Source organism: Pseudomonas fulva (genome assembly GCF_023517795.1).
In the GTDB taxonomy this organism is placed as follows: domain Bacteria; phylum Pseudomonadota; class Gammaproteobacteria; order Pseudomonadales; family Pseudomonadaceae; genus Aquipseudomonas; species Aquipseudomonas fulva_D.
Window position 1 is genome coordinate 5,068,417 of the sequence record NZ_CP082928.1, and the last position, 25,219, is coordinate 5,093,635.

At 62.9% G+C, this 25,219-nt stretch carries 21 protein-coding genes and 3 tRNA genes; 18 read left to right on the forward strand and 6 right to left on the reverse strand.

Translation table 11 applies throughout. From position 1 onward, the window contains the following. Positions 1-109: 109 nt before the first annotated feature. Together K8U54_RS23430 and K8U54_RS23435 are read left to right on the forward strand one after the other, a co-directional pair. Entirely contained in the window at positions 110-1,276 is a 1,167-nt protein-coding gene (locus K8U54_RS23430) for a PLP-dependent aminotransferase family protein (RefSeq protein ID WP_249908056.1), read from the forward strand. 22 nt (positions 1,277-1,298) lie between these two features. Then, on the forward strand, positions 1,299-1,901 hold the full coding sequence (locus tag K8U54_RS23435; protein ID WP_249908057.1) for a glutathione S-transferase family protein: 603 nt from the start codon (positions 1,299-1,301) through the stop codon (positions 1,899-1,901). Between the two features lie 165 nt (positions 1,902-2,066). Here K8U54_RS23435 and K8U54_RS23440 read toward each other — a convergent pair whose 3' ends face one another. Next, the gene (locus tag K8U54_RS23440) at positions 2,067-4,181 is read right to left on the reverse strand and encodes a heavy metal translocating P-type ATPase (protein ID WP_249910505.1); all 2,115 of its coding nucleotides are present in this window, start codon (positions 4,179-4,181) and stop codon (positions 2,067-2,069) included. A gap of 418 nt (positions 4,182-4,599) precedes the next feature. On the opposite strand from K8U54_RS23440, the gene cadR reads away from it, so the two are divergent. Beyond that, positions 4,600-5,046: a Cd(II)/Pb(II)-responsive transcriptional regulator gene (cadR, locus tag K8U54_RS23445; protein ID WP_249908058.1), complete on the forward strand. Its 447-nt coding sequence runs from the start codon at positions 4,600-4,602 to the stop codon at positions 5,044-5,046. Positions 5,047-5,313: 267 nt separating this feature from the next. Here cadR and K8U54_RS23450 read toward each other — a convergent pair whose 3' ends face one another. After that, positions 5,314-5,682 carry a glutaredoxin domain-containing protein gene (locus K8U54_RS23450; RefSeq protein ID WP_249908059.1) on the reverse strand — a complete coding sequence of 123 codons (369 nt, stop codon included), beginning with the start codon at positions 5,680-5,682 and terminating at the stop codon, positions 5,314-5,316. 113 nt (positions 5,683-5,795) lie between these two features. Here K8U54_RS23450 and K8U54_RS23455 point away from each other — a divergent pair, with 113 nt between their 5' ends. Then, entirely contained in the window at positions 5,796-6,029 is a 234-nt protein-coding gene (locus K8U54_RS23455; protein WP_042552673.1) for a DUF3820 family protein, read from the forward strand. Here K8U54_RS23455 and K8U54_RS23460 read toward each other — a convergent pair whose 3' ends face one another. After that, positions 6,030-6,893: a universal stress protein gene (locus K8U54_RS23460; protein WP_249908060.1), complete on the reverse strand. Its 864-nt coding sequence runs from the start codon at positions 6,891-6,893 to the stop codon at positions 6,030-6,032. It lies immediately after the preceding gene. 162 nt (positions 6,894-7,055) lie between these two features. On the opposite strand from K8U54_RS23460, the gene copM reads away from it, so the two are divergent. Together copM and K8U54_RS23470 are read left to right on the forward strand one after the other, a co-directional pair. Beyond that, positions 7,056-7,730 carry a CopM family metallochaperone gene (copM, locus tag K8U54_RS23465; RefSeq protein WP_249908061.1) on the forward strand — a complete coding sequence of 225 codons (675 nt, stop codon included), beginning with the start codon at positions 7,056-7,058 and terminating at the stop codon, positions 7,728-7,730. Positions 7,731-7,900: 170 nt separating this feature from the next. Further along, positions 7,901-8,500, forward strand: coding sequence for a tRNA-(ms[2]io[6]A)-hydroxylase (locus tag K8U54_RS23470; protein ID WP_249910506.1), 600 nt, complete (start codon positions 7,901-7,903; stop codon positions 8,498-8,500). A gap of 51 nt (positions 8,501-8,551) precedes the next feature. Here K8U54_RS23470 and lpxH read toward each other — a convergent pair whose 3' ends face one another. Together lpxH and K8U54_RS23480 are read right to left on the reverse strand one after the other, a co-directional pair. Then, positions 8,552-9,274 carry a UDP-2,3-diacylglucosamine diphosphatase gene (gene lpxH / locus K8U54_RS23475; RefSeq protein WP_249908062.1) on the reverse strand — a complete coding sequence of 241 codons (723 nt, stop codon included), beginning with the start codon at positions 9,272-9,274 and terminating at the stop codon, positions 8,552-8,554. Then, positions 9,271-9,765: a peptidylprolyl isomerase gene (locus tag K8U54_RS23480; protein WP_070888082.1), complete on the reverse strand. Its 495-nt coding sequence runs from the start codon at positions 9,763-9,765 to the stop codon at positions 9,271-9,273. Before K8U54_RS23480 ends, lpxH begins: the two co-directional genes overlap by 4 nt. A gap of 181 nt (positions 9,766-9,946) precedes the next feature. On the opposite strand from K8U54_RS23480, the gene K8U54_RS23485 reads away from it, so the two are divergent. From K8U54_RS23485 to K8U54_RS23495, 3 genes are all read left to right on the forward strand, one after another. Beyond that, entirely contained in the window at positions 9,947-11,611 is a 1,665-nt protein-coding gene (locus K8U54_RS23485; protein WP_249908063.1) for a glutamine--tRNA ligase/YqeY domain fusion protein, read from the forward strand. Further along, positions 11,611-12,996, forward strand: coding sequence for a cysteine--tRNA ligase (gene cysS, locus K8U54_RS23490; RefSeq protein ID WP_249908064.1), 1,386 nt, complete (start codon positions 11,611-11,613; stop codon positions 12,994-12,996). The genes K8U54_RS23485 and cysS overlap by 1 nt, the downstream gene beginning before the upstream one ends. Before the next feature lie 79 nt (positions 12,997-13,075). Next, positions 13,076-15,010 (forward strand): DEAD/DEAH box helicase, encoded by a 1,935-nt coding sequence (locus K8U54_RS23495; RefSeq protein ID WP_249908065.1) that lies wholly within the window; start codon positions 13,076-13,078, stop codon positions 15,008-15,010. Between the two features lie 47 nt (positions 15,011-15,057). Here the strand turns inward: K8U54_RS23495 and folD are convergent, their stop codons facing one another. Then, a complete protein-coding gene (gene folD / locus K8U54_RS23500; protein WP_192291038.1) occupies positions 15,058-15,912 on the reverse strand; it encodes a bifunctional methylenetetrahydrofolate dehydrogenase/methenyltetrahydrofolate cyclohydrolase FolD in 855 nt (284 codons plus the stop codon). A 267-nt stretch (positions 15,913-16,179) separates the two neighbouring features. Here folD and K8U54_RS23505 point away from each other — a divergent pair. The 9 genes from K8U54_RS23505 (at position 16,180) to K8U54_RS23545 (ending at position 25,111) form a co-directional block, all read left to right on the forward strand. After that, positions 16,180-16,256 (forward strand) — tRNA-Arg (locus tag K8U54_RS23505). 40 nt (positions 16,257-16,296) lie between these two features. Then, positions 16,297-16,372 (forward strand) — tRNA-His (locus K8U54_RS23510). 61 nt (positions 16,373-16,433) lie between these two features. After that, positions 16,434-16,518, forward strand: a tRNA-Leu gene (locus K8U54_RS23515). A gap of 125 nt (positions 16,519-16,643) precedes the next feature. Beyond that, positions 16,644-17,954, forward strand: a complete 1,311-nt coding sequence (tig, locus tag K8U54_RS23520; RefSeq protein WP_249908066.1) for a trigger factor — start codon at positions 16,644-16,646, stop codon at positions 17,952-17,954. Positions 17,955-18,048: 94 nt separating this feature from the next. Continuing rightward, positions 18,049-18,690 (forward strand): ATP-dependent Clp endopeptidase proteolytic subunit ClpP, encoded by a 642-nt coding sequence (gene clpP, locus K8U54_RS23525; RefSeq protein WP_070887516.1) that lies wholly within the window; start codon positions 18,049-18,051, stop codon positions 18,688-18,690. A 108-nt stretch (positions 18,691-18,798) separates the two neighbouring features. After that, a complete protein-coding gene (gene clpX / locus K8U54_RS23530) occupies positions 18,799-20,079 on the forward strand; it encodes an ATP-dependent Clp protease ATP-binding subunit ClpX (protein WP_249908067.1) in 1,281 nt (426 codons plus the stop codon). Positions 20,080-20,229: 150 nt separating this feature from the next. Further along, the gene (gene lon / locus K8U54_RS23535; protein ID WP_070887476.1) at positions 20,230-22,626 is read left to right on the forward strand and encodes an endopeptidase La; all 2,397 of its coding nucleotides are present in this window, start codon (positions 20,230-20,232) and stop codon (positions 22,624-22,626) included. A gap of 135 nt (positions 22,627-22,761) precedes the next feature. Next, positions 22,762-23,034 (forward strand): nucleoid-associated protein HU-beta, encoded by a 273-nt coding sequence (gene hupB, locus K8U54_RS23540; protein WP_003239952.1) that lies wholly within the window; start codon positions 22,762-22,764, stop codon positions 23,032-23,034. A gap of 217 nt (positions 23,035-23,251) precedes the next feature. Then, entirely contained in the window at positions 23,252-25,111 is a 1,860-nt protein-coding gene (locus K8U54_RS23545; protein ID WP_249908068.1) for a SurA N-terminal domain-containing protein, read from the forward strand. The last annotated feature ends 108 nt before the right edge of the window (positions 25,112-25,219 follow it).

Genomic DNA, 25,219 nt, shown 5'->3' on the forward strand with positions numbered 1-25,219 from the left:
CCTCCAACGACGCATGGCGAGATTTCCCGCGCAACCCGTAGGGCCCCGGCGCGGCCGTGCGTGAAACGTCAACAGACCCTCGTTTCATGACTTATCACCTGGTGACCCCATGGCCTTCTCCGAACGCGTCTCCCGCCTGAAAAGCTCCCTGATCCGCGAAATCCTCGCGGCCGCCCAGCGCCCGGAGGTGATGTCGTTCGCCGGTGGTCTGCCGGCCGAGGAGATGCTGCCCAAGCTTGACTGGTCGCAGATGCCCGCCAGCATGGGGCAGTACGGCATGAGCGAGGGCGAGCCGGCACTGCGCGAAGCCATCGCTGCCGAAGCCCGCCTGCTGGGTGTGCCCTGCGAGGCCAGCCAGGTGCTGATCGTCAGTGGCTCGCAGCAGACCCTGGACCTGGCCAGCAAGCTGTTCATCGACCCCGGCACCAAGGTGTTGCTCGAGGCGCCGACCTACCTGGCAGCGCTGCAGGCGTTCCAGCTGTTCGGCGCCGACTGCGTGGCCGTGCCCCAGGAGGCCGACGGCCCGCAGTTGCAAGCCCTCGAAGCGCAGCTGGACCGCCAGCGCCCGGCCTTCGCCTACCTGATTCCGACGTTCCAGAACCCCAGCGCCGTGCGCTACAGCGAAGCCAAGCGCGATGCCGTGGCGGCTCTGCTGGATCGCTATCAGGTCACGCTGATCGAAGATGAGCCGTACCGCGAGCTGGTGTTCGATGCCGGCAGCGCCACGCCCATCGTCAGCCGCCTGCGCAAGGCCAGCTGGATCTACACCGGCACGGTTTCCAAGACCCTGTTGCCGGGGCTGCGTGTCGGCTACCTGATCGCCACGCCGGACCTGTTCCCCCATCTGCTGCGCCTCAAGCAGTCGGCAGACCTGCACACCAACCGGGTCGGCCAATGGCAGGCGCTGCAGTGGCTGGGCAGCGAGCAGTACCGTGAGCACCTGGCGCAGCTGCGTGATTTCTATCGCCTGCGACGTGATGCGATGCAGGCGGCGCTCGTCGAACACTTCAGCGACCTGGCCGACTGGCAGATTCCCCAGGGCGGCCTGTTCTTCTGGCTGAAGCTCAAGCAGCCCCAGGATACGCGCCTGCTGCTCGATGCGGCGCTGGCGCAGAACGTGGCCTTCATGCCGGGCGAACCTTTCTTCATCGACCCGGATCGCGAGCCTGGTTACCTGCGGCTCAACTTCAGCCACGTGGCGCCGGAGCGTCTGGGGGAAGGGCTGCGCCGGCTGGCGGATGTGGTGCGGCAAGGGCTGGCTGCGAACGCGGCGTGACTATCGGTAAAAGGGGGTGAACATGTACAAGGTTTATGGCGATTACCGCTCGGGCAATTGCTACAAGGTCAAGCTGATGCTGACTCTGCTCGGCAAACCCTTCGAGTGGGTACCGATCGATATCTTCAAGGGCGAAACGCAAAGCCCTGAATTTTTGGCCAAGAACCCCAATGGCAGGATCCCGGTGCTGGAGCTGGAAGACGGCACCTGCCTGTGGGAGTCCAACGCCATCCTCAATTTCCTCGCCGATGGCAGCGAGTTCCTGGCCAGCGAACCGCGCCTGCGTACCCAGGTGCTGCAGTGGCAGTTCTTCGAGCAGTACAGCCATGAGCCCTACATTGCCGTGGCGCGCCGCATCCAGTGGCTCGAAGGCATGCCTGCAGCGCGCGCCGAGGAATACAAGGTCTGCCAGGTGCGTGGTCACAAGGCACTACGGGTCATGGAACGGCAGCTGCAACAGACGCCGTATCTGGTGGGGGATCGCTACACCATCGCCGATATCGCCCTGTACGCCTACACCCATGTCGCTCACGAAGGCGGCTTCGACCTCAGCGGTTATCCGGCCGTCAATGCCTGGCTGGAGCGGGTCGCCAGCCACCCGAAGCATGTGACCATGCTGGGCTGATCGGCTTTGCGGAGGAGGGGGCGCAACCCATCGTCCATCCTACGTTTTGAGCGGCCTCGCGGCGGACAATATCCTGTGGGAGCGGGCGGGGACGCCCAGTCCATCCCCGCGAATCGGGCCCATGGCGCCTTCCTACAATGGACACCTGGAGTGGGCAGGAGGCTGCTACTTGCGCAACAATCGCAGCCCGTTGAACACCACCAGCAGACTGACGCCGACATCGGCGAACACCGCCATCCACATGGTGGCGTGGCCGGTGACGGTCATGGCCAGGAAGATCGCCTTGATGCCCAGGGCCAGCAGGATGTTCTGCTTGAGGATCGCGGCCGTCTGCTGCGACAGGCGAATGAACGCGGGAATCTTGCGCAGGTCGTCATCCATGATCGCCACGTCGGCGGTTTCGATGGCCGTGTCGGTGCCGATCGCCGCCATGGCGAAGCCGACATCGGCACGCGCCAGGGCAGGGGCGTCGTTGATGCCATCGCCGACCATGGCCACCATGCCTTGCTGCTCGAGCAGTTTCTCCACGGTCGCCAGCTTGTCGGTGGGCAGCAGGTCGCCGCGGGCCTCGTCGATGCCTGCCTGGGCGGCGATGGCCTGGGCGGTGTGCTGGTTGTCGCCGGTGAGCATCAGGGTCTTGATGCCCATGCCATGCAGGCTGGCGATCGCTTCGCGGCTGCTGTCCTTGAGCGTGTCGGCAACCGCGAACAGGGCCAGGGCGCGGCTTTCGTCGCTGAGCACGATCACCGTCTTGCCCTGCCGCTCGAGTTCGTCGAGGCGGTGTTCGATCTCCGCCGAGCCCAGGCCGAGCTCCTCGAGCAGGCGGTGGTTGCCCAGCTGGTAGCGCTGGCCATCGATCACACCACGCACACCGCGCCCAGGTAGCGCTTCGAAGCTCTGTACGTCCGCGAGCGCGATACCCTGCTCCTGCGCCGCATTGGCCACCGCCAGGGACACCGGGTGATCGGAGCGGGCCGCCAGGCTGGCCGCCAACTGGCGATAGCCCTCGGCATCATCGGCGAGCGCCAGGTAGTCGGTCTGTACCGGTTTGCCGTGGGTGAGGGTGCCGGTCTTGTCCAGCGCCAGGTGGGTGATGTGCCGGCCGTTCTCCAGGTGCACGCCGCCCTTGACCAGGATGCCCTTGCGCGCCGCTGCGGCCAGGCCGCTGACGATGCTGACCGGCGTGGAGATCACCAGGGCACAGGGGCAGGCGACCACCAGCAGCACCAGGGCGCGATACACCCAATCGAACCAGCTGCCGTTCAGCAGCAGTGGCGGCACCACGGCCACGGCCAGGGAGAGCAGGAATACCAGCGGGGTGTAGATTCGCGCGAAGCGGTCGACGAAACGCTGGGTTGGCGCCCGCGCGCCTTGCGCCTCTTCCACGGCCTTGATAATGCGCGACAGCGCGCTGTTGCCCGCGGCGGCGCTGACCTGGTACTGCAGCGCGCCACCCTGGTTGAGGGTGCCGGCGAACAGGGTGTCGCCCACGTTTTTCTCCACCGGCAGGCTTTCCCCGGTGATCGGCGACTGGTCCACCGTCGAGTTGCCCTCGGTGACCTGGCCATCCAGGCCGATGCGCTCACCGGGGCGCACCCGTACCAGGCTGCCGATGGCCACCTGGGTGACCTCCTGCGCCTGCCAGCTGCCGTCGGCCTGGCGCACCGTGGCCTGTTCCGGGGTCATCGCCATCAGACCGCGGATGGCATTGCGGGCGCGATCCAGGGATTTCGCCTCGATCCGCTCGGCGATGGCGAACAGCACCATGACCATGGCCGCCTCGGGCCACTGGCCGATCAGCACGGCGCCGGTCACGGCGATGCTCATCAGCGCGTTGATGTTCAGGTTGAAGTTCTTGAGGGCTATCCAGCCCTTCTTGTAGACGTCGAGGCCGGCGGTGAGGATGGCCCCCAGGGCGATCAGCGCGACCACCCACTCCGGCGCGCTGTCGGTGAAGTGCACCAGTTCGGCCACGAACGCTGCCACGCCAGCGCCGATCAGGCGCCACGACAGGCCCTCAGTCACGGGCTCGGCGGGCACGTGCTGGCCGTCACCGCTTTCGAGTTGCGGGGTGAAGCCCAGTTCACGGATCGCCTGCAACGCCGGTTCGAGGCCATCCGGGCGGTGACGAATGGTCAACACCCGTTGCATCAGGTTGAATTGCAGCGCCTCGATACCAGGCTGCCGGGCCAGCTTGTCGGTGATCAGGCGTTCTTCGGTGGGGCAATCCATCTGCTCGATGCGCACCCGGGTCTCGGCGGCCAGGGGCTGGGCCTGCATGCCCAGGTTGGCGATGGCGGCGATCAACTGCGGTGCGGCGCCGGCCTGATGCTCGATGAGCAGGGTGCGGTCGAGCAGGTTGAACTGCAGCTTGCGCACCTCGGGCAGGGTCTGCAATTTATCGCGGATCAGACGCTCTTCGGTCGGGCAGCACATCTGCTCGATCCGCAGCGCGCTGCTTTCAGTAGTGAGATCCGTCTGGCTGCCTGCCGGCTCACTGATCCCCGCGATCAAATGGCTTGCCGACGCGCAGCACGACGGCGTGGTATCGCTCGTACAGCAGGTTGCCTGGGGTCGGGCAGGTTTCGGCGTACGGTCATGATCACAGCAATTCGACATGGGGGCTCTCCCAACTATCCTGTTGCAGAGTGAACACCCTGTAGCCACTATAGGGTCAAGCACTGGAGGAGAGGTGATCATGAAAATTGGCGAATTGGCGGCGGTTACGGGCTGCCAGGTCGAAACCATCCGCTATTACGAGCGCGAGGGATTGTTGCCCGCGCCCCAGCGTAGCGAAGGCAACTACCGCCTGTACCTGCCGGAGCATGTCGAGCGGCTGACCTTCATCCGCAACTGCCGCACCCTGGACATGACGCTCGACGAGATTCGCGAGCTGCTCAGCCTGCGCGGCCGGCCGGCGGAAAATTGCGAGGCCATCAACACCCTGATCGACGAGCATATCGAGCACGTCAACGCGCGCATCGCCAGCCTGCAGTCGTTGCAGGGGCAACTGGTCGAGCTGCGCAACAGTTGCCTGGCCGATCAGCAGTCGTCGCCCTGCGCGATCATTCGCCAGCTCAGCACCAGTGACAGCCTGCATGCCGACAAGGATGTATCCCATGTCGGGCGTAGCCATCAGCATTGAGAGCCTGTTCATAATCTTTCAGCCCAGATTGCCGATTTTGGCAGCTAAGTGGCGCAAGCAGCCGGTGAGCAAAGGTTGTGGGAGAGGCTTTAGCCTCGAGTTCTTTGCGCCTAGTCAGGCACATCGGGGCTAAAGCCCCTCCCACAAAAGCAGCCGCTTCGAATGGCCGCTTCTGCCTTGTAGCTGCTACTTCAGGCGCATAAAGATCGTGAACAGGTATCTAAGATGCCGCTCAGGAACGCCTGCGTTTCAGCCGCCTAGGGCGCTTCACACCGCGAAGCGCTGCTCCAGGTAGGCGGCAATGGCCTTGGATTCGTACAGCCAGGTGCTCTGGCCATTTTCGTCGATACGCAGGCAGGGCACCTGGATCTTGCCGCCCTGGCTCTCCAGCTCGCTGCGCGAGGTGGCGTCGTTCCTGGCGTCACGCAGGGCGACGGGCACGTTCAGGGTATGCAGCTTGCGGCGAATCTTCACGCAGAACGGGCAGGCCTTGAACTGATAGAGGACCAGATTGCCCGCGGCCTGGTCGACGGCAGCCTGTGCCTCGGGCGTGCGCTTCATCTTCGCCGGGCGGGTGGCGAGGTCGCCGAGAACGATCAGTTGGCCGAGGCCCAGGCGCAGTGCCTTGATAATCATGATGAGTACCTGCAAGTGTGAACGGCGGGCAGCTTACCCGAGTCGGGCGGCCGGCCCAACCGCCCGGCGCTTGCGGCATAATGACCCGCCCACACAAACCTGACGGCAATGTGATGAAACCCGAAGACCTGAAATTGTTGGTGAGCCGAGAAATGCCCTTTGGCAAATACAAGGGCCGGCTGATCGCCGACCTGCCGGGGCATTACCTGAACTGGTTCGCCCGTGAAGGCTTTCCGAAGGGGGAGATCGGTCAGTTGCTGGCGCTGATGCAGGAGATCGATCACAACGGTCTGTCGTCGTTGCTCGATCCCTTGCGCAGCAAGCCAAGGCAGCCGTTTCGCGAGTGATCAGCCTTCGCCGAGTCGCTGCTCCAGATGCTCGATGATGCTGTCTGGCTTGAGCACCAGAACGTCACTTTCCAGGCTGTCGAGAATCACCTCGGCGGTGTTGCCGATCAGCGCACCACTGAACCCCGTGCGCGCCACGGTGCCGATCACCGTGACGGCCGCGTGCAACTGGTGGGCGAAGTGCGGGATCAGCACATCGGCCGGGCCTTCGGCGATATGCAGGTGCCCGTCATCGATGTCATAGGCCGCCTGAAATGCCCGGCATTGCTGGCGGTAGCCGTCCTCGAGGGTGTCACGCAGCTGGAAGGTCGGATCGGCAGCAGCCAGCACGGGCGATGGATGGGCGCTGAGCACGTGCAGTTCGGCTTTCGCCAGGTTGGCGATGTCGAAGCCGTGCTCGACGATGCGGGTGTGCAGCGCGCGATGCTCGCCGTCCACATTGCCCACGTCCACGGCGGCCAGTACCGTGCCGCCGGTCCACGGCGTCTGGGTTTTCACCAGTAGCACCGGGCAGGGGCAGTAGCGCAAGAGCTTCCAGTCGTCGGGGGTCAGCAGGGCCTTTTTCAGTGGGTTGTCAGGCATGTGCTGCTTGATCACCAGGCCGCAGCCCTCGGCCTGCTGCACCGTACTGACCGTTTCATGCAGGCTGCCATGCCAGGCCTGTTCGCTGCTGACGCTGTAGCCATCCTGCTGCAAGGTATTACTCAGCAGGCGCAGGTAGCCGTTGTGTTCCCCCGACGCATCGCAGATGAGCAGGTGCAGATGGGACTGGGTCACGCCAGCGATCAGCCTGGCGCGTTTCAGGGCCAGGGCCTCCAGATGATCCGGCGGGATGACGACGAGAATGCTGCGGACGGCTTGCATGGTGGGTTCCTCTGCGTGTGGCTGCCTACTCACTATAGATGGCCTGTTGCGCCTGCAATCCTGGGCCCGGTGGTTCGATGCCGCAGCGGCAGGTCTCGGCTTGACCTTGCCGTCGTGGCAAGGTGTAGGTTCTGACCTTCCATCAATGGTCGAGGATCGTCAATGAAAGCCCAAACCCTAGGTGTACTTCTGTTAGCCGGCACATCGCTGCTGACCGCCGGCCTGGCCGCCGCCCAGGATGCCGCCACTGGTCATGCCGGCGGGCATGCCGCGCACTCGGCCGAGGGCAACTCGGCGAAGACCAGTGCCTCGACGACCGCCTACCGGGCCATCAACGAGAGGATGCACAAGGCCATGGCCGTCAGCCTGACGGGCAGTGCCGACGTGGATTTCATGCGCGGCATGATTCCTCATCATCAGGGCGCCATCGAGATGGCCAGGGTCGTGCTGCAGTACGGTAGCGATGCTAAGGTGCGTGCCTTGGCCAACGAGGTGATCGCCGCCCAGGATCAGGAGATCGGCCTGATGAACACATGGTTGGCCACCGAGGCAGCGCGCCATGAGGCGGCTGTCGACCCCGCCAGGAGCGCTGAAGTCAAGGCTGCATTCGAGGCGGTCAACCATCGCATGCACGGCGCCATGGCCGTCGATTTCAGCGGTAACGCCGATCAGGACTTCATGCGCGCGATGATTCCTCACCACCAGGGCGCCATCGATATGGCCAAGGTCGCGCTGGCTTACGGCTCCGACCCGCAAGTGCTGAAGCTTGCCAGGCAGGTGATCGCCGCCCAGGAGCAGGAAATCGCCCAGATGAACGCCTGGCTGGAAAACCACTGAGCCGCTCGACCCCGCCGCGCGCTGGGCGGGCCGATAGACAGGACGCGCCGCGCTGGCGGCCCTATAATGGCCGGCTTATCGACCACCCAGCGCCAGAGCCCATAGCCGTGTTGTTTCCAGCCACTGCCCCCGATCAGCCATTGCCCAGCCGCCGCAGCACCACGCCGAGCCTGCCGGAAATCCACGAGTTTCTTGGTTGCCGCACGCCCCAGGCCTGGGTCGAGGCGGCACTGGCCAATCAGGACATCATGCTGATCGACCACAAGAACTGCGAATTCAAGGCCGCCAGCACCGCGCTGAGCCTGATGGCCAAGTACAGCTGCCATGTCGACCTGATCAACATGATGTCGCGCCTGGCCCGTGAGGAGCTGGTGCACCACGAGCAGGTGCTGCGCATCATGAAGCGCCGCAAGATCGGCCTGCGCCCGGTGTCGGCGGCGCGTTATGCCTCGGGGCTGCGCAAGGTGACGCGCAACCACGAACCCTACAAGCTGGTCGACACCCTGGTGGTCGGCGCCTTTATCGAGGCGCGTAGCTGCGAGCGCTTCGAGGCAGTGGTGCCGCACCTGGACGACGAGCTGGGCAAGTTCTACTTCGGCCTGCTGAAAAGCGAGGCGCGGCACTTTCAGGGCTACCTGAAGCTGGCCTACCAGTACGGCGATGCGGCAGATGTCGACCAGGTGATCGAGCGGGTGAGGGCGGTCGAGCGCGAGCTGATCGAATCGCCCGATACCGAGTTTCGCTTTCACAGCGGCGTTCCGCAGGCTTGAACGGGACAATTCCCGGGTATCGCTGCGCTCAACGCCGGGCTACCTGGTGTTTCAATCCAGGGCGAAGGCGCTCTGGTTGAAGCCGTTTTCATCGACCTGCAGAGCCCAGCCCTGCTTGTCCCAGTCGCCCAGCACGATGCGTCTGGCCGGCTGACCGTCGACCAGCAGCTCATGGACGGCAGGACGGTGGGTGTGGCCGTGGATCAGCGTCTTCACGCCATGGCGTGCCATTACCCGCTGCACTTCATCGGGCGTGACGTCGACGATATCGCTGGCCTTCATGCGCGTCTGTGAGCGGCTTTCCGAGCGCAGCTTGCGCGCCAGCTTGTGGCGGGTGCTCAGCGGCAGATTGCGCAGGATGAACAGGCTCAGCGGGTTGCGCAGCAGGCGGCGCATCTTCTGGTAGCCGATATCCAGGGTGCACAGGCTGTCGCCGTGCATCAGCAGGACCTTTTCGCCATTCAGGCTCACTACGTGGGGATCGCTGAGCAGGGTACAGCCCGCCTCGCGGCAGAACGCCTTGCCGAGCAGGAAGTCGCGGTTGCCGTGCATCAGGTAGATGCGCGTGCCGCTGTCGCTCAGGCGCCGCAGGGCCGCGGCGATGTCGTGCTGGAAGGGCGTCATGGCATCGTCGCCGATCCATACTTCGAAAAAATCGCCGAGGATGTACAGCGCCTCGGCCTGGCGCGCCCGGGTGTCGAGAAAATGCAAGAACGCCCGGGAAATGTCCGGGCGCTCCTGTTCAAGATGCAGGTCGGAGATCAGCAGGATCACTCGACGATCTCGGCCTTCTCGATGATCACGTCGTCTGCGGGAACGTCCTGGTGGCCGGACTTCATGGTGGTGGATACGCCCTTGATGGCTTCGACCACGTCCATGCCTTCGACCACTTCACCGAACACCGCGTAGCCCCAGCCCTGTACGGTCTGCGCGCTGTGGTCGAGGAAGGTGTTGTCGGCGACGTTGATGAAGAACTGCGCGCTGGCCGAATGCGGCTCCATGGTGCGGGCCATGGCAACGGTGCCGGTCTTGTTGGAGAGGCCGTTGTTGGCCTCGTTCTTGATTGGCGAGCGAGTCGGCTTCTGCTTCATGCCCGGCTCGAAACCGCCGCCCTGGATCATGAAATTGCCGATCACGCGGTGGAACACGGTGCCGTCGTAATGGCCGCTCTTCACGTATTCCTTGAAGTTGGCGACGGTTTCCGGCGCCTTGTCTTCGAACAGGTTGAGGGTGATGACGCCGTGGTTGGTGTGCAGCTTGATCATGTGCTTAATCGCTCTGTCGAGAAAAACGCGGGCCGCTTCAGGCTGACCGGGGCATTAATGCTGCCCGAAGGTCAGTGAGCAGGCACCAAGGCCTGTCAGGGGGTTGACAGCTTGGGCTATGATAAGCGCTTTGTTTTAGCCGGCCTACCCTGTGCCGCAATCCGCATGCGCTAAGGACACCATGAGCAAGCCCACCGTCGAAAAAGCCGCCAACTTCCTGCTGCCCATCGTTCAGGCCGACCTGGACGCTGGCAAGCACGCCAAGATCATCACCCGTTTCCCGCCGGAGCCCAACGGCTACCTGCACATCGGCCATGCCAAGTCGATCTGCCTGAACTTCGGCCTGGCCCAGGAATTCGGTGGCGAGTGCAACCTGCGTTTCGACGACACCAACCCGGCCAAGGAAGACCAGGAATACATCGATGCCATCAAGACCGATGTCCAGTGGCTGGGCTTCACCTGGGCCGGCGAGGAGCGTTATGCCTCCAATTACTTCGACCAGTTGCATGACTGGGCCGTCGAGCTGATCAAGGCCGGCAAGGCCTATGTGGACGACCTGACGCCGGACGAGGCGCGCGAATACCGCGGCACCCTGAATACCCCCGGCAAGGACAGCCCGTACCGCGAGCGCAGCGTGGAGGAGAACCTCGACCTGTTCGCCCGCATGAAGGCCGGTGAATTCCCGGACGGCGCCCGTTCCCTGCGCGCCAAGATCGACATGGCCTCGCGCAACATGAACCTGCGCGACCCGATCCTCTACCGCATCCGCCATGCCCATCACCACCAGACCGGCGACAAGTGGTGCATCTACCCGAGCTACGACTTCACCCATGGCCAGTCCGATGCCATCGAAGGCGTGACCCACTCGATCTGCACCCTGGAATTCGAGGATCACCGCCCGCTGTACGAGTGGTTCCTGGCCAACCTGCCGGTGCCGGCGCAGCCGCGTCAGTACGAATTCGCCCGTCTGAACCTGAACTACACCATCACCAGCAAGCGCAAGCTCAAGCAACTGGTCGACGAGAAGCACGTCAACGGCTGGGACGACCCGCGCATGTCGACGCTCTCGGGCTACCGCCGCCGTGGATATACCCCGGCGTCGATCCGCACCTTCTGCGACATGATCGGCGTCAACCGCGCCGGCGGCCTGGTGGATATCGGCATGCTGGAATTCGCCATTCGCGAGGACCTGGACGCCAACGCCTCGCGCGCCATGTGCGTGCTCAAGCCGCTCAAGGTGGTGATCACCAACTACCCCGAGGGCCAGGTCGAGAACCTGGAGCTGCCGCGCCATCCCAAGCAGGACATGGGCACCCGCGTGCTGCCGTTCAGCCGCGAGATCTACATCGACGCCAGCGACTTCGAGGAAACCCCGCCGGACGGTTTCAAGCGCCTGATCCCGGGCGGTGAAGCGCGCCTGCGTGGGAGCTACGTGATTCGTGCCGACGAAGCCATCAAGGACGCTGCCGGCAATATCGTCGAGCTGCGTTGCTCCTATGACGAGAACACCCTGGGCAAGAACCCGGAAGGCCGCAAGGTCAAGGGCGTGATCCACTGGGTGCCGGCTGCAGGCAGCGTCGAGTGCGAAGTGCGCCTGTACGATCGCCTGTTCAAGTCCGCCAACCCTGAGAAGAGTGAGGAGGGCGGCAGCTTCCTCGACAACATCAACCCGGATTCGCTGGTGGTGCTCAGTGGCTGCCGCGCCGAGCCGTCGCTGGCCAAGGCCGCCGCTGACGACCGCTTCCAGTTCGAGCGCGAGGGCTACTTCTGCCTGGACAAGGATTCGACCGCCGATGCCCTGGTGTTCAACCGGACCGTCACCCTGCGCGACTCGTGGGGGCAGTAATGGCACTGTCGATCTACAACACGCTCAGCAAGGTCAAGGAACCGTTCCAGCCGCTGGTCGGTAACAGCGTACGCATGTACGTGTGCGGCATGACCGTGTACGACTTCTGCCACATCGGCCACGCCCGGGTGATGGTCGCCTTCGACGTGGTCACCCGCTGGCTGCGCCATCGCGGCTATGACGTGACCTACGTGCGCAACATCACCGACATCGACGACAAGATCATCAAGCGTGCCAGGGAGAACGGCGAGCCGTTCGAAGCACTGGTCGAGCGCATGATCGCGGCGATGCACGAGGACGAAGGCCGTCTCAACGTGCTGCGCCCGGACATCGAGCCGCGTGCCACCGGCCATATCGCCGGCATGCACCAGATGATCCAGACCCTGATCGACAAGGGCTATGCCTATGCCCCGGGCAATGGCGACGTCTACTACCGCGTCACCCGGTTCGAGACCTACGGCAAGCTGTCGCGCCGCAAGATCGACGAGCTGAAGATCGGTGCGCGCATCGAGGTCGACGAAATCAAGGAGGACCCGCTCGACTTCGTGCTCTGGAAGGGTGCCAAACCGGGTGAGCCGAGCTGGGAATCGCCTTGGGGCAAGGGCCGGCCGGGCTGGCATATCGAGTGTTCGGTGATGTCCACCTGCTGCCTGGGCGAGACCTTCGACATTCACGGCGGCGGCCCTGACCTGGTGTTCCCGCACCACGAGAACGAAATCGCCCAGAGCGAGGCGGCCACCGGCAAGCAGTACGCCAATGCCTGGATGCACGCCGGCGCGGTGCGCGTGGACGGCGAGAAGATGTCCAAGAGCCTGGGCAACTTCTTCACCATCCGCGAGGTGCTGGAAAAGTATCACCCGGAGGTGGTGCGCTACCTGCTGGTGTCCAGCCACTACCGCAGCCCGATCAATTACTCCGAAGAAAGCCTGCGCGAGGCCAAGGGCGCCCTGGAGCGTTTCTACAACGGTCTCAAGGGCCTGCCCCAGGCTCGGCCTGCCGGTGGCGAGGGCTTCGTCGAGCGCTTCAGCGCGGCGATGGACGACGACTTCAACTCGCCGGAAGCCTGCGCCGTGCTGTTCGAGATGATTCGCGAGGTCAACCGCCTGCGTGAATCCGACCTGCAGGCGGCTGCTGGCCTGGCCGCGCAGCTCAAGGCGCTGGCCGGTCTGCTTGGCGTGCTGCAGCTCGAGCCTGAGGCATTCCTTCAGGCCGGTGCTGCCGGCAAGGTCGATGCAGCCGAAGTCGAGGCCCTTATTGCCGCGCGCCTGCAGGCACGCGCCGAGAAGAACTGGGCGGAAAGCGACCGCATCCGCGATCAGATCACCGCGCTCGGTGTGGTGCTCGAAGATGGCAAGGGCGGCACCACCTGGCGCCTCGCCGAGTAATCGCCCACCTCGATGAAAAGGCCGCTGATGCGGCCTTTTCATTTCCAGATGCACACACCGAAACCGCTACGGAAACCCCATGCTGACCCGCTACAAACTGCTGCTCTCCAACACCCTGGCTCGTTACTTCCCGCGTACCGCGGCGTACCTCGAGGCCGAGAAGCATGCCGCCGCCGAGCGCGCAAAGGCAGCGGCGAAAAAACCGGCAGCGAAGAACAAGCCTGCAGCGGCAAGGCGCGGAGCCAAGGGGGCGAGTGGCGGCAAGAACAAAGGAGAGCCAGCCCCAAAAAAGCCCGTAAGGCGCGCTAGCGCCGGTATCTACTCGGCGGCGGCAATCAAGGTGACGGCAGCCCAGGAACAGGCGATGCGCGAAACGGTGGTGCGGGCTGTCGCGGCCGGCGTCATCGGCGCGCCGTCCGACGAGCAGTGGGCAATGATCCTCTGTCGCCAGCCGCTGACCCGCATCTTCGCCGGGGCCGGCTCAGGCAAGTCGACGACCCTGGTGCTGCGGGTGGTGTTCATGCTCTGCCACCTGAATGTCGAGCCTGAGCGGCTGACGGTGATTTCCTTCACCAACGCCTCCTGCGCCGAGTTGCGCGAACGACTGATCAAGGTGCTCGAGTTCTGGCAGTCGCCCGTCGATGCGCAGGCGGTCCGCCAACGCGTACGCACCTTCCATTCGGCCATGGGCGTGCTGGCGCGCGAGGTGCTGGGTAATCCCGCCTGGTTCGAGCAAGTGGGCGACAAGCAGGCATTGGCGAACGAGCCGGACAACCCCCTGGCCGGCGGACGCCTGGGGCCTGCGCAAACGCGTTTGCTGAAGGACGCCTACCAGGCCTGCTACGCCGCTGATCCGGCGTTTCGCGGCTGGGTTCACGAGCTGCTCGGTTCGCCGCCGCCCGATCCGCAAAAGACGCTGCCCAAGGCGCCGATGCAACCCTTCAGGTTGCCGGGCGAGCTGCACGCCGCGCCCTTGTTCGAGGTGTTTTACGGGCAGGCGGGCTTTATCGAAAGCATCGGCATTGGTATCGAGCAGATGAGGGTGGCGGCGCTGGCCTGCTCACCAGTCGAGCGGACCTTCCTGCTGGCACTGCAGGCGTTCTGGAAGGCCTTCGATCAGCAACTGAGTCAGCAGGGGCTGATGACCTTCAATGGTGCCTTCCAGCAACTGACGCGAATGCTCGATGAGGTTGATGGGCGCCTGGATGGGGCGGTGCTGCAGGGCTTTTCCCATCTGCTGATCGACGAGTTCCAGGACGTCTCGCCGCAGATCGTGCAGTGGTTGCAGGCGTTGCACCGGCGGTTGGCCGGCATGGGCGCCGCGGTCAGCCTGATGGCCATCGGCGACGACTGGCAGTCGATCTATGGCTGGCGGGGCAGTTCGCCCGAGCTGTTCATGGCCTTCGACCGGCACTTCCCCAGCAAAGGCAAGGGCAAGAGTGCGCTGCTGATGCTGCAGGCCAATTACCGCTCCATCGAGCCGGTGATCCGCGATGCCGAATCCATACTCGGCGAGGTGGCCTTCAAGCAGGACAAGACGACGACGGCGATCCGCAGCGCGCCGCCAGGCAGTCATGGCGTGAAGCTGGTGACGCCGTTCGAGCTGGCCCGTGATATGGCCGAGTTGCACAGGCAGATCGCGGCGCAATGCGACTATGCCCGCGACATCGACTCGAGGGAGCGTACCGCGGTGCTGCTGCTGGGGCGGCGCAACGACACCCTCAAAGACATCCAGGCCGGGCTCGACCGCAAGCTGCCGGTCAAGGCCTATACCATCCACCGTGCCAAGGGCCTGCAGGCCGAGGTGGCGATCATCGTCGACGACTGCCTGCCAACCACGTCCCATCCGCTGCGTAATGCGCTGTACGCCTACTGCGGTTTCTTCGCCAACAGCTATGACCAGGCGATGGCCGACGAAAGCCTTCGCCTGGGTTATGTGGCCGTTACCCGGGGCGTCAGCCGTGTGCTGTGGTTCGTGCGCAAGCCCCAGGGCGCCACCCGCTCATTGGGCTGAAATGAAAACGGCGCCACAAGGGCGCCGTTCATACAGTGCAGCGGCCGTCAGTCGTGCAGGTGCTCTGCGGCGTGCAGGGTGTTTTCCAGCAGGCAGGCGCGGGTCATCGGGCCGACACCGCCGGGTACCGGGGTGATCCAGCCGGCGCGGGGCAGGGCGGTTTCATAGACCACGTCGCCGATCAGCTTGCCATCGGCCTGGCGGTTGATGCCGACGTCGATGACGATCGCCCCCTCCTTGACCCACTCACCCTTGACCAACCCCGGCTTGCCAGCCGCGACCACGACGATATCGGCCTGGGCCACATGGCCGGCCAGGTCCTTGGTGAAGCGGTGGGTGATGGTCACGGTGCAGCCGCCGAGCAGCAGCTCCAACGCCATCGGTCGGCCAACGATATTCGAGGCGCCCACTACCACGGCGTGCATGCCATAGAGATCCTGGCCTGTGCTGGCCAGCAGGGTCATGATGCCCTTGGGGGTGCAGGGGCGCAGCAGTGGCATGCGCTGGGCCAGGCGGCCGATGTTATACGGGTGGAAACCGTCCACGTCCTTGTCCGGGCGAATGCGCTCGAGCAGCAGCGAAGCGTCCAGGTGGGCCGGCAGTGGCAACTGCAGCAGAATGCCGTCGATGCTGGCATCTTCGTTCAGCGAGTCGATCAGGTCGCGCAACTCATCCTGGCTGGTTTCGGCGCCGAGGTCGTAGGCGCGGGAGATGAAGCCGACTTCCTCGCAATCCTTGCGCTTGTGCGCGACGTAAACCTGAGAGGCGGGGTCGCTGCCGACCAGGATCACTGCCAGGCCGGGAGCGCGCAGCCCCTGCTCGCGTCGTTCGGCGACGCGCTGGGCGATCTGCTGGCGGATATTGGCGGCAATCGCTTTGCCATCTATCAGTTGTGCGGTCATTGCGCTTGGTTAACCATCGAAAGGGAGAAAAAAGGACGCGCATTCTCGCATGGCATTAAGGAAGGGCAAAGGCGGCAGAACGCAGATTTGGTGTAACTCCTTTATCTAGCTGAATTTTTTTCGATTTGGGTGTTGACGCCTCAGGGGCGCCTCTATAAGATGCGCACCACTTGGCGAGCACAGCAAGTGACAGGGTGAAGCGGCAAAGGCAGCAACGAAAGTAGCCGCACTAGCCGAAGCTTGAAGTCTGCTCTGGTGGATGGATAAGTGCCCGTAGCTCAGCTGGATAGAGCATCCGCCTTCTAAGCGGATGGTCGCAGGTTCGAGTCCTGCCGGGTGCGCCACTAGGTGTGTCGGCACAAGTGAAAGCAGCAAAGCAATATGGTGGGCGTAGCTCAGTTGGTAGAGCACAGGATTGTGGCTCCTGGTGTCGAGGGTTCGATCCCCTTCGTCCACCCCATATTCTGAAAACGCCAGGCCCTTAAAAGCCTGGCGTTTTTGTTTGTAAAACGTATTACCACGCGGACGTGGTGGAATTGGTAGACACACTGGATTTAGGTTCCAGCGCCGCAAGGCGTGAGAGTTCGAGTCTCTCCGTCCGCACCATCTTTACGCCCCTCCCGCTTGCCACCTGCATCTAGGGTGACTTCTGCAAGACCTCCCTCTAGAATGCATGCCCTTGAATGGGGCCGGTAAGCGGCCGGCATACGTCTGTGCAACGAGGAATATCCATGCAAGTTTCTGTTGAAAGCACTTCCGCTCTCGAGCGCCGCATGAGCATCACTGTGCCGGCCGAGCGCATCGAGACCCAGGTCAACAAGCGTCTGCAGCAGACTGCCCAGAAAGCCAAGATCCCTGGCTTCCGCCCCGGCAAGGTGCCGATGAGCGTGATTCGCCAGCGTTTCGAAGCGGACGCGCGCCAGGAAGCGGTAGGCGACGTCATCCAGTCTTCCTTCTATGAGGCGGTGGCCGAACAGAAACTCGCACCGGCCGGTCAGCCTTCGGTCGAGCCGAAAGTGCTGGAGAAGGGCAAGGACCTGGAGTTCGTCGCGACCTTCGAAGTGTTCCCGGAAATCAAGGTCAGCGGCCTCGAAGGCATCGCCATCGAGCGTCAGCAGGCTGAAGTGGCCGATTCCGACGTCGACAACATGCTGGACATCCTGCGCAAGCAGAACACCCGTTTCGAAGCCGTGGACCGCGCTGCCGAGAAAGACGACCAGCTGAACATCGATTTCGTCGGCAAGATCGACGGTGAGGCCTTCGCGGGCGGTTCCGCCACCGGCACCCAGCTGGTGCTGGGCTCCGGCCGCATGATCCCGGGCTTCGAAGATGCCCTGATCGGTGCCAAGGCCGGTGAAGAGCGGGTGATCAACCCGACTTTCCCCGAGGACTACCAGAACCTCGATCTGGCTGGCAAAACCGCTGAGTTCACCGTCAAGGTCAACAGCGTTTCCGCCCCGCAACTGCCGGAGCTGAACGACGAGTTCTTCGCCCTGTTCGGTATCAAGGAAGGTGGTCTGGAAGGTTTCCGCGCCGAAGTTCGCAAGAACATGGAGCGTGAGCTGCGTCAGGCCATCAAGTCCAAGATCAAGAACCAGGTCATGGAAGGCCTGCTGGCCGCCAACCCGGTCGAAGTGCCCAAGGCGCTGATCGCCAGCGAAGTGAACAACCTGCGTGTGCAGGCCGTTCAGCAGTTCGGTGGCAACATCAAGCCGGATCAACTGCCGGCCGAGCTGTTCGAAGAGCAAGCCAAGCGCCGCGTATCGCTGGGCCTGATCGTCGCCGAAGTGGTCAAGCAGTTCGAGCTCAAGCCCGACGACGCCCGCGTACGTGAGCTGATCCAGGAAATGGCCTCGGCCTACCAGGAGCCGGAGCAGGTCGTGGCCTGGTACTACAAGAACGACCAGCAACTGAACGAAGTGCGTTCGGTTGTACTGGAAGAGCAAGTTGTAGATACTGTTTTGCAGAAGGCCAATGTGACTGACAAATCGGTCTCTTACGAAGAAGCAGTCAAGCCGGCAGAAGCTCCACAAGCCGCCTGATTTCTTCGCCTCGTTCGAGAACACCATAAGCCAGCCTCAGTGCTGGCTTATGCGTATTCGAGACATGACTTTTATTAGGGAGCGAATGCTGGAAATGTCGCACAATCCTTTCATGCAGCAAATGTCCGATATCCAGGCCGCTGGCGGTCTGGTTCCCATGGTCGTCGAGCAGTCCGCTCGTGGCGAGCGCGCCTACGACATCTATTCGCGTCTGCTCAAAGAGCGCGTGATCTTCCTGATCGGCCCGGTCGAAGACTACATGGCCAATCTGGTGGCCGCGCAGCTGCTGTTTCTCGAAGCCGAGAACCCGGACAAGGACATCCACCTGTACATCAACTCGCCAGGTGGTTCGGTAACCGCCGGCATGTCGATCTACGACACCATGCAGTTCATCAAGCCGGACGTGTCGACCACCTGTATCGGTCAGGCGTGCAGCATGGGTGCGCTGCTGCTGGCTGGCGGCGCCGCGGGCAAGCGTTACTGCCTGCCGCATTCGCGCATGATGATTCACCAGCCGCTGGGCGGCTTCCAGGGCCAGGCCTCGGACATCGAGATCCATGCCAAGGAAATCCTGTTCATTCGCGAGCGCCTGAACCAGGTCCTGGCCAACCACACCGGCCAGCCGATCGAGGTGATCGCCCGTGACACCGACCGTGACCGCTTCATGAGCGGTGAGGAAGCGGTCAACTACGGCCTGATCGACAAGGTACACAGCCGTCGCGAGCAAATCGGCTGAAGCGTGACGCCGCAGGCCGACAATAGTCGGTCCGCGGCACATCGGGCTTGAAAATGCCCCGGTTTGGCTCCATCTTGTGTTTTAAGCCTACGGTATTGGATTGATCGAATGACTGACACCCGCAACGGCGAGGACAACGGCAAGCTGCTCTATTGCTCCTTCTGCGGCAAAAGCCAGCATGAAGTACGCAAATTGATTGCTGGCCCCTCGGTATTTATCTGCGACGAGTGCGTCGACCTGTGCAACGACATCATCCGCGAGGAGGTGCAGGAAGCCCAGGCCGAGAGCAGCGCGCACAAGCTGCCGGCTCCCAAGGAGATCAGCGCGATCCTCGATCAGTACGTGATCGGGCAGGAGCGCGCAAAGAAGATCCTGGCGGTCGCGGTCTACAACCATTACAAGCGCCTCAACCAGCGCGAGAAGAAGGATGACGTCGAGCTCGGCAAGAGTAACATCCTGCTGCTCGGCCCGACCGGTTCGGGCAAGACGCTGCTGGCTGAAACCCTGGCGCGCCTGCTCAACGTTCCGTTCACCATCGCCGATGCGACCACCCTTACCGAGGCTGGCTATGTGGGTGAAGACGTCGAGAACATCATCCAGAAGCTGCTGCAGAAGTGCGATTACGATGTCGAGAAGGCCCAGATGGGTATCGTCTACATCGACGAGATCGACAAGATCTCCCGCAAGTCCGACAACCCGTCGATCACCCGTGACGTATCGGGCGAGGGCGTGCAGCAGGCCTTGCTGAAGCTGATCGAAGGCACCGTTGCCTCCGTTCCGCCCCAGGGCGGTCGCAAGCATCCGCAGCAGGAATTCCTGCAGGTCGACACGCGCAACATCCTGTTCATCTGCGGCGGTGCCTTCGCGGGCATCGAGAAGGTGATCCAGGGGCGCTCGACCAAGGGTGGCATCGGCTTCAGCGCCGAGGTGCGTACCAAGGACGTCGAGAAGAAGATCGGCGAATCGCTGCGTGAAATCGAGCCTGACGATTTGGTCAAGTTCGGCCTGATTCCCGAGTTCGTGGGCCGCCTGCCGGTCATCGCGACCCTGGAGGAACTCGACGAGGCGGCACTGGTGCAGATCCTCACCGAGCCGAAGAACGCGCTGACCAAGCAGTACGGCAAGCTGTTCGAGATGGAAGGCGTGGATCTGGAGTTCCGCCCCGACGCACTCAAGGCGGTTGCCCAGAAGGCCCTGGAGCGCAAAACCGGCGCACGCGGGCTGCGTTCGATTCTCGAAGGCGTGCTGCTCGACACCATGTACGACATTCCCTCGCAAACGGATGTCAGCAAGGTGGTCATCGATGAAAGCGTGATCGACGGCAGCTCCAAGCCGCTGCTGATCTACGAAAACAGCGAGCCGCCTGCCAAGGTGGCGCCTGACGCGTAACGCGTTCGTCATACGTTGTAAGCAAGGGGCCTGCGGGCCCCTTTGCTTTTACAGCCGGCAACGCTTGTTTTTTCGTGGGGCTACCCCCATCTTAGGGTCAAGGGTAATCCCACCGTTTACGGCCGCAAGGCCGCCGTAGAGCTCAAAATCATGAAGACAACCATCGAATTGCCTCTCCTGCCTTTGCGCGATGTCGTGGTCTATCCGCACATGGTCATCCCGCTTTTCGTAGGCCGTGAGAAATCCATCGAAGCGCTCGAAGCGGCGATGAATGGTGAGAAGCAGATCCTGCTGCTCGCCCAGAAAGATCCCGCGGACGATGAACCGAGTGAAGAAGGGCTCTACCGAGTCGGCACCGTCGCCACGGTGCTGCAACTGCTCAAGTTGCCCGATGGCACCGTCAAGGTGCTGGTCGAGGGCGAGCAGCGCGGCGAGATCGAGCAGTTCATCGAGGCCGACGGCTACAGCGCCGCTGAAGTGCAGCTGCTCGACGAGGTCGAAGCTCCCGAGCGTGAGAGCGAGGTGTTCACCCGCAGCCTGCTCAGCCAGTTCGAGCAGTACGTGCAACTGGGCAAGAAGGTGCCGGCCGAGGTGCTTTCCTCGCTCAACAGCATCGATGAGCCCAGCCGCCTGGTCGATACCATGGCCGCGCACATGGTGCTCAAGATCGAGCAGAAGCAGGAAATCCTTGAGATCGTCGACCTGCCGACCCGGGTCGAGCACGTGCTGGCCCTGCTGGACGCGGAGATCGACCTGCTGCAGGTCGAGAAACGCATCCGTGGCCGCGTGAAGAAGCAGATGGAGCGCAGCCAGCGTGAGTACTACCTGAATGAGCAGATGAAGGCCATTCAGAAAGAGCTGGGCGACAGCGAAGAGGGCCATAACGAGCTCGATGAGCTCAAGCGCCGCATCGAAAACGCCGGGCTCACCAAGGAAGCCTATGGCAAGGCCCAGGCCGAGCTGAACAAGCTCAAGCAGATGTCGCCGATGTCTGCCGAAGCCACCGTGGTGCGCTCCTACATCGACTGGCTGGTGAACGTGCCATGGAAAGCGCAGAGCAAGGTGCGCCTGGACCTGGCGCGCGCCGAGAACATCCTCGATGCCGATCACTACGGCCTCGAGGAGGTCAAGGAACGCATCCTCGAGTACCTCGCCGTGCAGAAGCGCGTGAAGAAGCTCAAGGGCCCGGTTCTGTGCCTGGTCGGCCCGCCTGGCGTGGGCAAGACCTCGCTGGCCGAGTCGATCGCCAGCGCGACCAATCGCAAGTTCGTGCGCATGGCCCTGGGCGGGGTGCGCGACGAAGCGGAAATCCGCGGTCACCGCCGTACCTACATCGGCTCCATGCCGGGTCGCCTGATCCAGAAGATGACCAAGGTCGGCGTGCGCAACCCCCTGTTCCTGCTCGACGAAATCGACAAGATGGGCCAGGACATGCGCGGCGATCCGGCTTCGGCGCTGCTCGAGGTGCTCGACCCGGAGCAAAACCACAACTTCAACGACCACTATCTGGAAGTCGACTACGACCTGTCCGACGTGATGTTCCTGTGCACCGCCAACTCCATGAACATTCCAGCCGCGCTGCTGGACCGCATGGAAGTGATTCGCCTGCCGGGTTACACCGAAGACGAGAAGGTCAATATCGCCACCAAATACCTCGCACCAAAGCAGATTCAGGCCAACGGTTTGAAGAAGACCGAGCTGGAATTCGAGGAAGCGGCGATCCGTGACATCATTCGTTACTACACGCGCGAGGCGGGCGTACGCAGCCTCGAGCGGCAGATCGCCAAGGTTTGCCGGCGTGCGGTGAAGAAGCACGCCAAGGAAAAACGCTTCCATGTCGTGGTCACCGCCGACTCGCTCGAGGATTTCCTGGGCGTGCGCAAGCACCGCTATGGTCTCGCCGAACAGCAGGATCAGATCGGTCAGGTGACCGGGCTGGCCTGGACCCAGGTGGGCGGCGAATTGCTGACCATCGAGGCTGCCGTGGTGCCCGGCAAGGGCAATCTGATCAAGACCGGCTCGCTGGGCGATGTCATGGTCGAATCGATCACGGCCGCGCAGACCGTGGTTCGCAGCCGTGCCCAGAGCCTCGGCGTGGCGCCGGATTTCTACGAGAAACGCGACATCCACATCCACATGCCCGAGGGCGCCACGCCCAAGGATGGCCCGAGTGCCGGTGTGGGCATGTGCACCGCTCTGGTGTCGGCGCTGACGCAGATTCCGGTGCGCGCCGATGTCGCCATGACCGGGGAAATCACCCTGCGTGGTCAGGTATTGGCAATCGGCGGCCTGAAGGAAAAACTGCTGGCCGCACACCGGGGTGGAATCAAAACCGTGATCATTCCCCAGGAGAATGTTCGCGATCTCAAGGAAATTCCCGAGAACATCAAGCAGGACCTGCAGATTAAACCGGTTAAATGGATTGACGAGGTCCTGCAAATTGCGCTGCAATACGCGCCGGAGCCCTTGCCAGACGCGGCTCCGGAGTTGGTTGCAAAGGATGAAAAACGCGAGTCTGATTCCAAGGAGCGAATCAGCACGCATTAGCCGGATGCCTTCCTTGACACTTTTTTGGAGCCCTTGATATAAAGCGGCTCTTACCGTGTCGGCAGGCCATCCAGCACCCGATTCGCTTCCATTAAAATCAAGAAACAACCTAAACCGAAATTAAGGGGACTTAGAGTGAACAAGTCGGAACTGATCGATGCCATCGCCGCATCTGCTGATATCCCGAAAGCTGTTGCTGGCCGTGCGCTGGACGCAGTGATTGAATCCGTTACTGGCGCTCTGAAGGCTGGTGATTCCGTTGTACTGGTTGGTTTCGGTACTTTCGCTGTCAAAGAGCGCGCTGCTCGCACTGGCCGCAACCCGCAGACTGGCAAGCCGATCAGCATCGCCGCTGCCAAGATCCCAGGTTTCAAAGCTGGTAAAGCACTGAAAGACGCCGTCAACTAAGCGTCTTCGGGCCTTTGCCCGCCGGGTCGGCTAATCCCGGCTCGGTTGTGGGGCGGCAATAAGACCATGCGGTCTGTCACGCCGGGGATTGTAGAGTCGTGATCCCGATCCGCTTCGCACGTTACGAGAAGGCGCATCCCAGGATGCGCCTTTCTTCTATCCGGATTTTACCCACGCTGCGCGGCCATTTTTAGTACGTGGCCGTTCTGGGGGAAGCATGCTGCAAAATATCAGGGACAATTCACAGGGTTGGATTGCCAAAACCATCATCGGCCTGATCGTCGTTCTCATGGCGTTGACGGGCGTTGACGCGATCATCACCGGCACCGGCAACAGCCAGAACGCCGCCGACGTGAATGGCGAGAAGATCAGCCAGAACGAGCTCAACCAGGCTGTGGAAATGCAGCGCCGCCAGTTGCTGCAGCAACTGGGCAAGGAATTCGACCCGGCCATGCTGGATGAGCGTCTGCTGCGCGAGGCCTCCCTCAAAGGGTTGATCGAGCGTTCGCTGCTGTTGCAGGGCGCCAAGGACTCCAAGTTCGCCTTTTCCCAGGCCGCACTCGACCAGGTGATCGTGCAGACGCCCGAGTTCCAGGTGGAGGGGCGCTTCAATGCCGACCGCTTCGACCAGGTGATTCGTCAGCTTGGCTACACCCGCATGCAGTTCCGTCAGATGCTCGAGCAGGAAATGCTGATCGGCCAGCTGCGCGCCGGTATCTCCGGTAGCGGTTTCGTCACCGATGAAGAAGTGACGGCCTTCGCGCGCCTCGAGAAGCAGACCCGTGACTTCGCGACCCGCACCCTCAAGGCGGATCCTGCCGCGGTGAAGGTCAGCGATGATGACGTGAAGGCTTATTACGATGCCCAGCAGTCTCAGTTCATGAGCCCGGAGCAGGTGGTCATCGAGTACGTCGAACTGAAGAAGGACGCCTTCTTCTCGCAGGTTTCCGTTGGCGACGACGAAATGAAGGCTGCCTACGAGTCGGAAATCGCCAACCTGGCCGAACAGCGTCAGGCCGCTCACATCCTGATCGAGGTGGGCGGCGACGTCAGCGACGAGCAGGCCAAGGCCAGGATCGAAGAGGTTCAGAAGCGCTTGCAGGGCGGTGAGGACTTCGCAGCCCTGGCCAAGGAGTTCTCTCAGGACCCGGGCTCGGCCAGCGAAGGCGGTGACCTGGGCTATGCGGGCAAGGGCGTTTACGACCCGGCCTTCGAGGATGCCCTGTACGCGCTGAAGCAGGATGAAGTATCGGCACCGGTGCGCACCGAGTTCGGCTGGCACCTGATCAAGCTGCTCGGCGTCCAGGCCCCTGACGTGCCATCTTTCGACAGCCTGAAGGAAAAACTCGAGACCGACCTCAAGGCGCAACGCGTCGAGCAGCGTTTCGTGGAAGCTACCAAGCAGCTCGAAGACTCCGCCTTCGAATCCTCGGACCTGGCGCAACCCGCCCAGGAACTGGGCCTGAAGGTGCAGACCAGCGAGCCGTTCGGTCGCCAGGGTGGTGAAGGCATTGCCGCCAACCGTCAGGTCCTGCAGGCCGCTTTCAGCCAGGAAGTGCTGGAAGATGGCAGCAACAGCAGCGCCATCGAACTCGACCCGAATACCCTGGTGGTCATCCGCGTCAAGGAACACCGCAAGCCGCAACAGCTGGAGCTCGATCAGGTCAGCGACAGCATCCGTGCCCAGCTGACCAAGACCCGCGCCAGTGAGGCCGCCAAGGCCGCTGGCGAGCAGATGGTCGCCGAGCTGCGTGATGGCAAGGTAAAGCCCGAAGGCGCCGAATGGCAGGTCGTCGAGGCCGCCACTCGCAACCAGGACGGCGTCGATCCGGCTGTGCTGCAGGCGCTGTTCCGGATGCCCAAGCCGACCGGCGAGAAGTCCGAGTTCAGCGGCATTGTACTGGCCAATGGTGACTTCGTGGTGATTCGCCTGAAGGGCGTCAGCGAGCCGGAGCAGGCCCTGAGCGACGAGGAGAAGGCCATGTACCGCCGTTTCCTCGCCTCGCGCAGCGGCCAGGAGGATTTCGCCGCCTACCGCAAGCTGTTGGAAAGCAAGGCGGATATCGAGCGTTATTAAGGCCCGTATCCGCTGCAACGACAAAGGCCCCGATTTCGGGGCCTTTGTGTATCTGCAGACTTTCCAGCGCGGACGATCCCGTTGGCGCCGTGTTGAACCGGCGCCGCA

Excerpts from the sequence above, each read along its gene's own strand:
- K8U54_RS23440 (WP_249910505.1), bottom strand. The coding sequence starts at position 4,181 with ATGCAGGCCCAGCCCCTGGCCGCCGAGACCCGGGTGCGCATCGAGCAG.
- cysS (WP_249908064.1), top strand. The coding sequence starts at position 11,611 with ATGGCACTGTCGATCTACAACACGCTCAGCAAGGTCAAGGAACCGTTC.
- K8U54_RS23435 (WP_249908057.1), top strand. The coding sequence starts at position 1,299 with ATGTACAAGGTTTATGGCGATTACCGCTCGGGCAATTGCTACAAGGTC.
- K8U54_RS23430 (WP_249908056.1), top strand. The coding sequence starts at position 110 with ATGGCCTTCTCCGAACGCGTCTCCCGCCTGAAAAGCTCCCTGATCCGC.
- clpP (WP_070887516.1), top strand. The coding sequence starts at position 18,049 with ATGTCGCACAATCCTTTCATGCAGCAAATGTCCGATATCCAGGCCGCT.
- folD (WP_192291038.1), bottom strand. The coding sequence starts at position 15,912 with ATGACCGCACAACTGATAGATGGCAAAGCGATTGCCGCCAATATCCGC.
- K8U54_RS23460 (WP_249908060.1), bottom strand. The coding sequence starts at position 6,893 with ATGCAAGCCGTCCGCAGCATTCTCGTCGTCATCCCGCCGGATCATCTG.
- K8U54_RS23495 (WP_249908065.1), top strand. The coding sequence starts at position 13,076 with ATGCTGACCCGCTACAAACTGCTGCTCTCCAACACCCTGGCTCGTTAC.
- K8U54_RS23450 (WP_249908059.1), bottom strand. The coding sequence starts at position 5,682 with ATGATTATCAAGGCACTGCGCCTGGGCCTCGGCCAACTGATCGTTCTC.
- cadR (WP_249908058.1), top strand. The coding sequence starts at position 4,600 with ATGAAAATTGGCGAATTGGCGGCGGTTACGGGCTGCCAGGTCGAAACC.
- tig (WP_249908066.1), top strand. The coding sequence starts at position 16,644 with ATGCAAGTTTCTGTTGAAAGCACTTCCGCTCTCGAGCGCCGCATGAGC.
- K8U54_RS23480 (WP_070888082.1), bottom strand. The coding sequence starts at position 9,765 with ATGATCAAGCTGCACACCAACCACGGCGTCATCACCCTCAACCTGTTC.
- K8U54_RS23455 (WP_042552673.1), top strand. The coding sequence starts at position 5,796 with ATGAAACCCGAAGACCTGAAATTGTTGGTGAGCCGAGAAATGCCCTTT.
- K8U54_RS23485 (WP_249908063.1), top strand. The coding sequence starts at position 9,947 with ATGAGCAAGCCCACCGTCGAAAAAGCCGCCAACTTCCTGCTGCCCATC.
- lon (WP_070887476.1), top strand. The coding sequence starts at position 20,230 with ATGAAGACAACCATCGAATTGCCTCTCCTGCCTTTGCGCGATGTCGTG.
- clpX (WP_249908067.1), top strand. The coding sequence starts at position 18,799 with ATGACTGACACCCGCAACGGCGAGGACAACGGCAAGCTGCTCTATTGC.
- copM (WP_249908061.1), top strand. The coding sequence starts at position 7,056 with ATGAAAGCCCAAACCCTAGGTGTACTTCTGTTAGCCGGCACATCGCTG.
- K8U54_RS23545 (WP_249908068.1), top strand. The coding sequence starts at position 23,252 with ATGCTGCAAAATATCAGGGACAATTCACAGGGTTGGATTGCCAAAACC.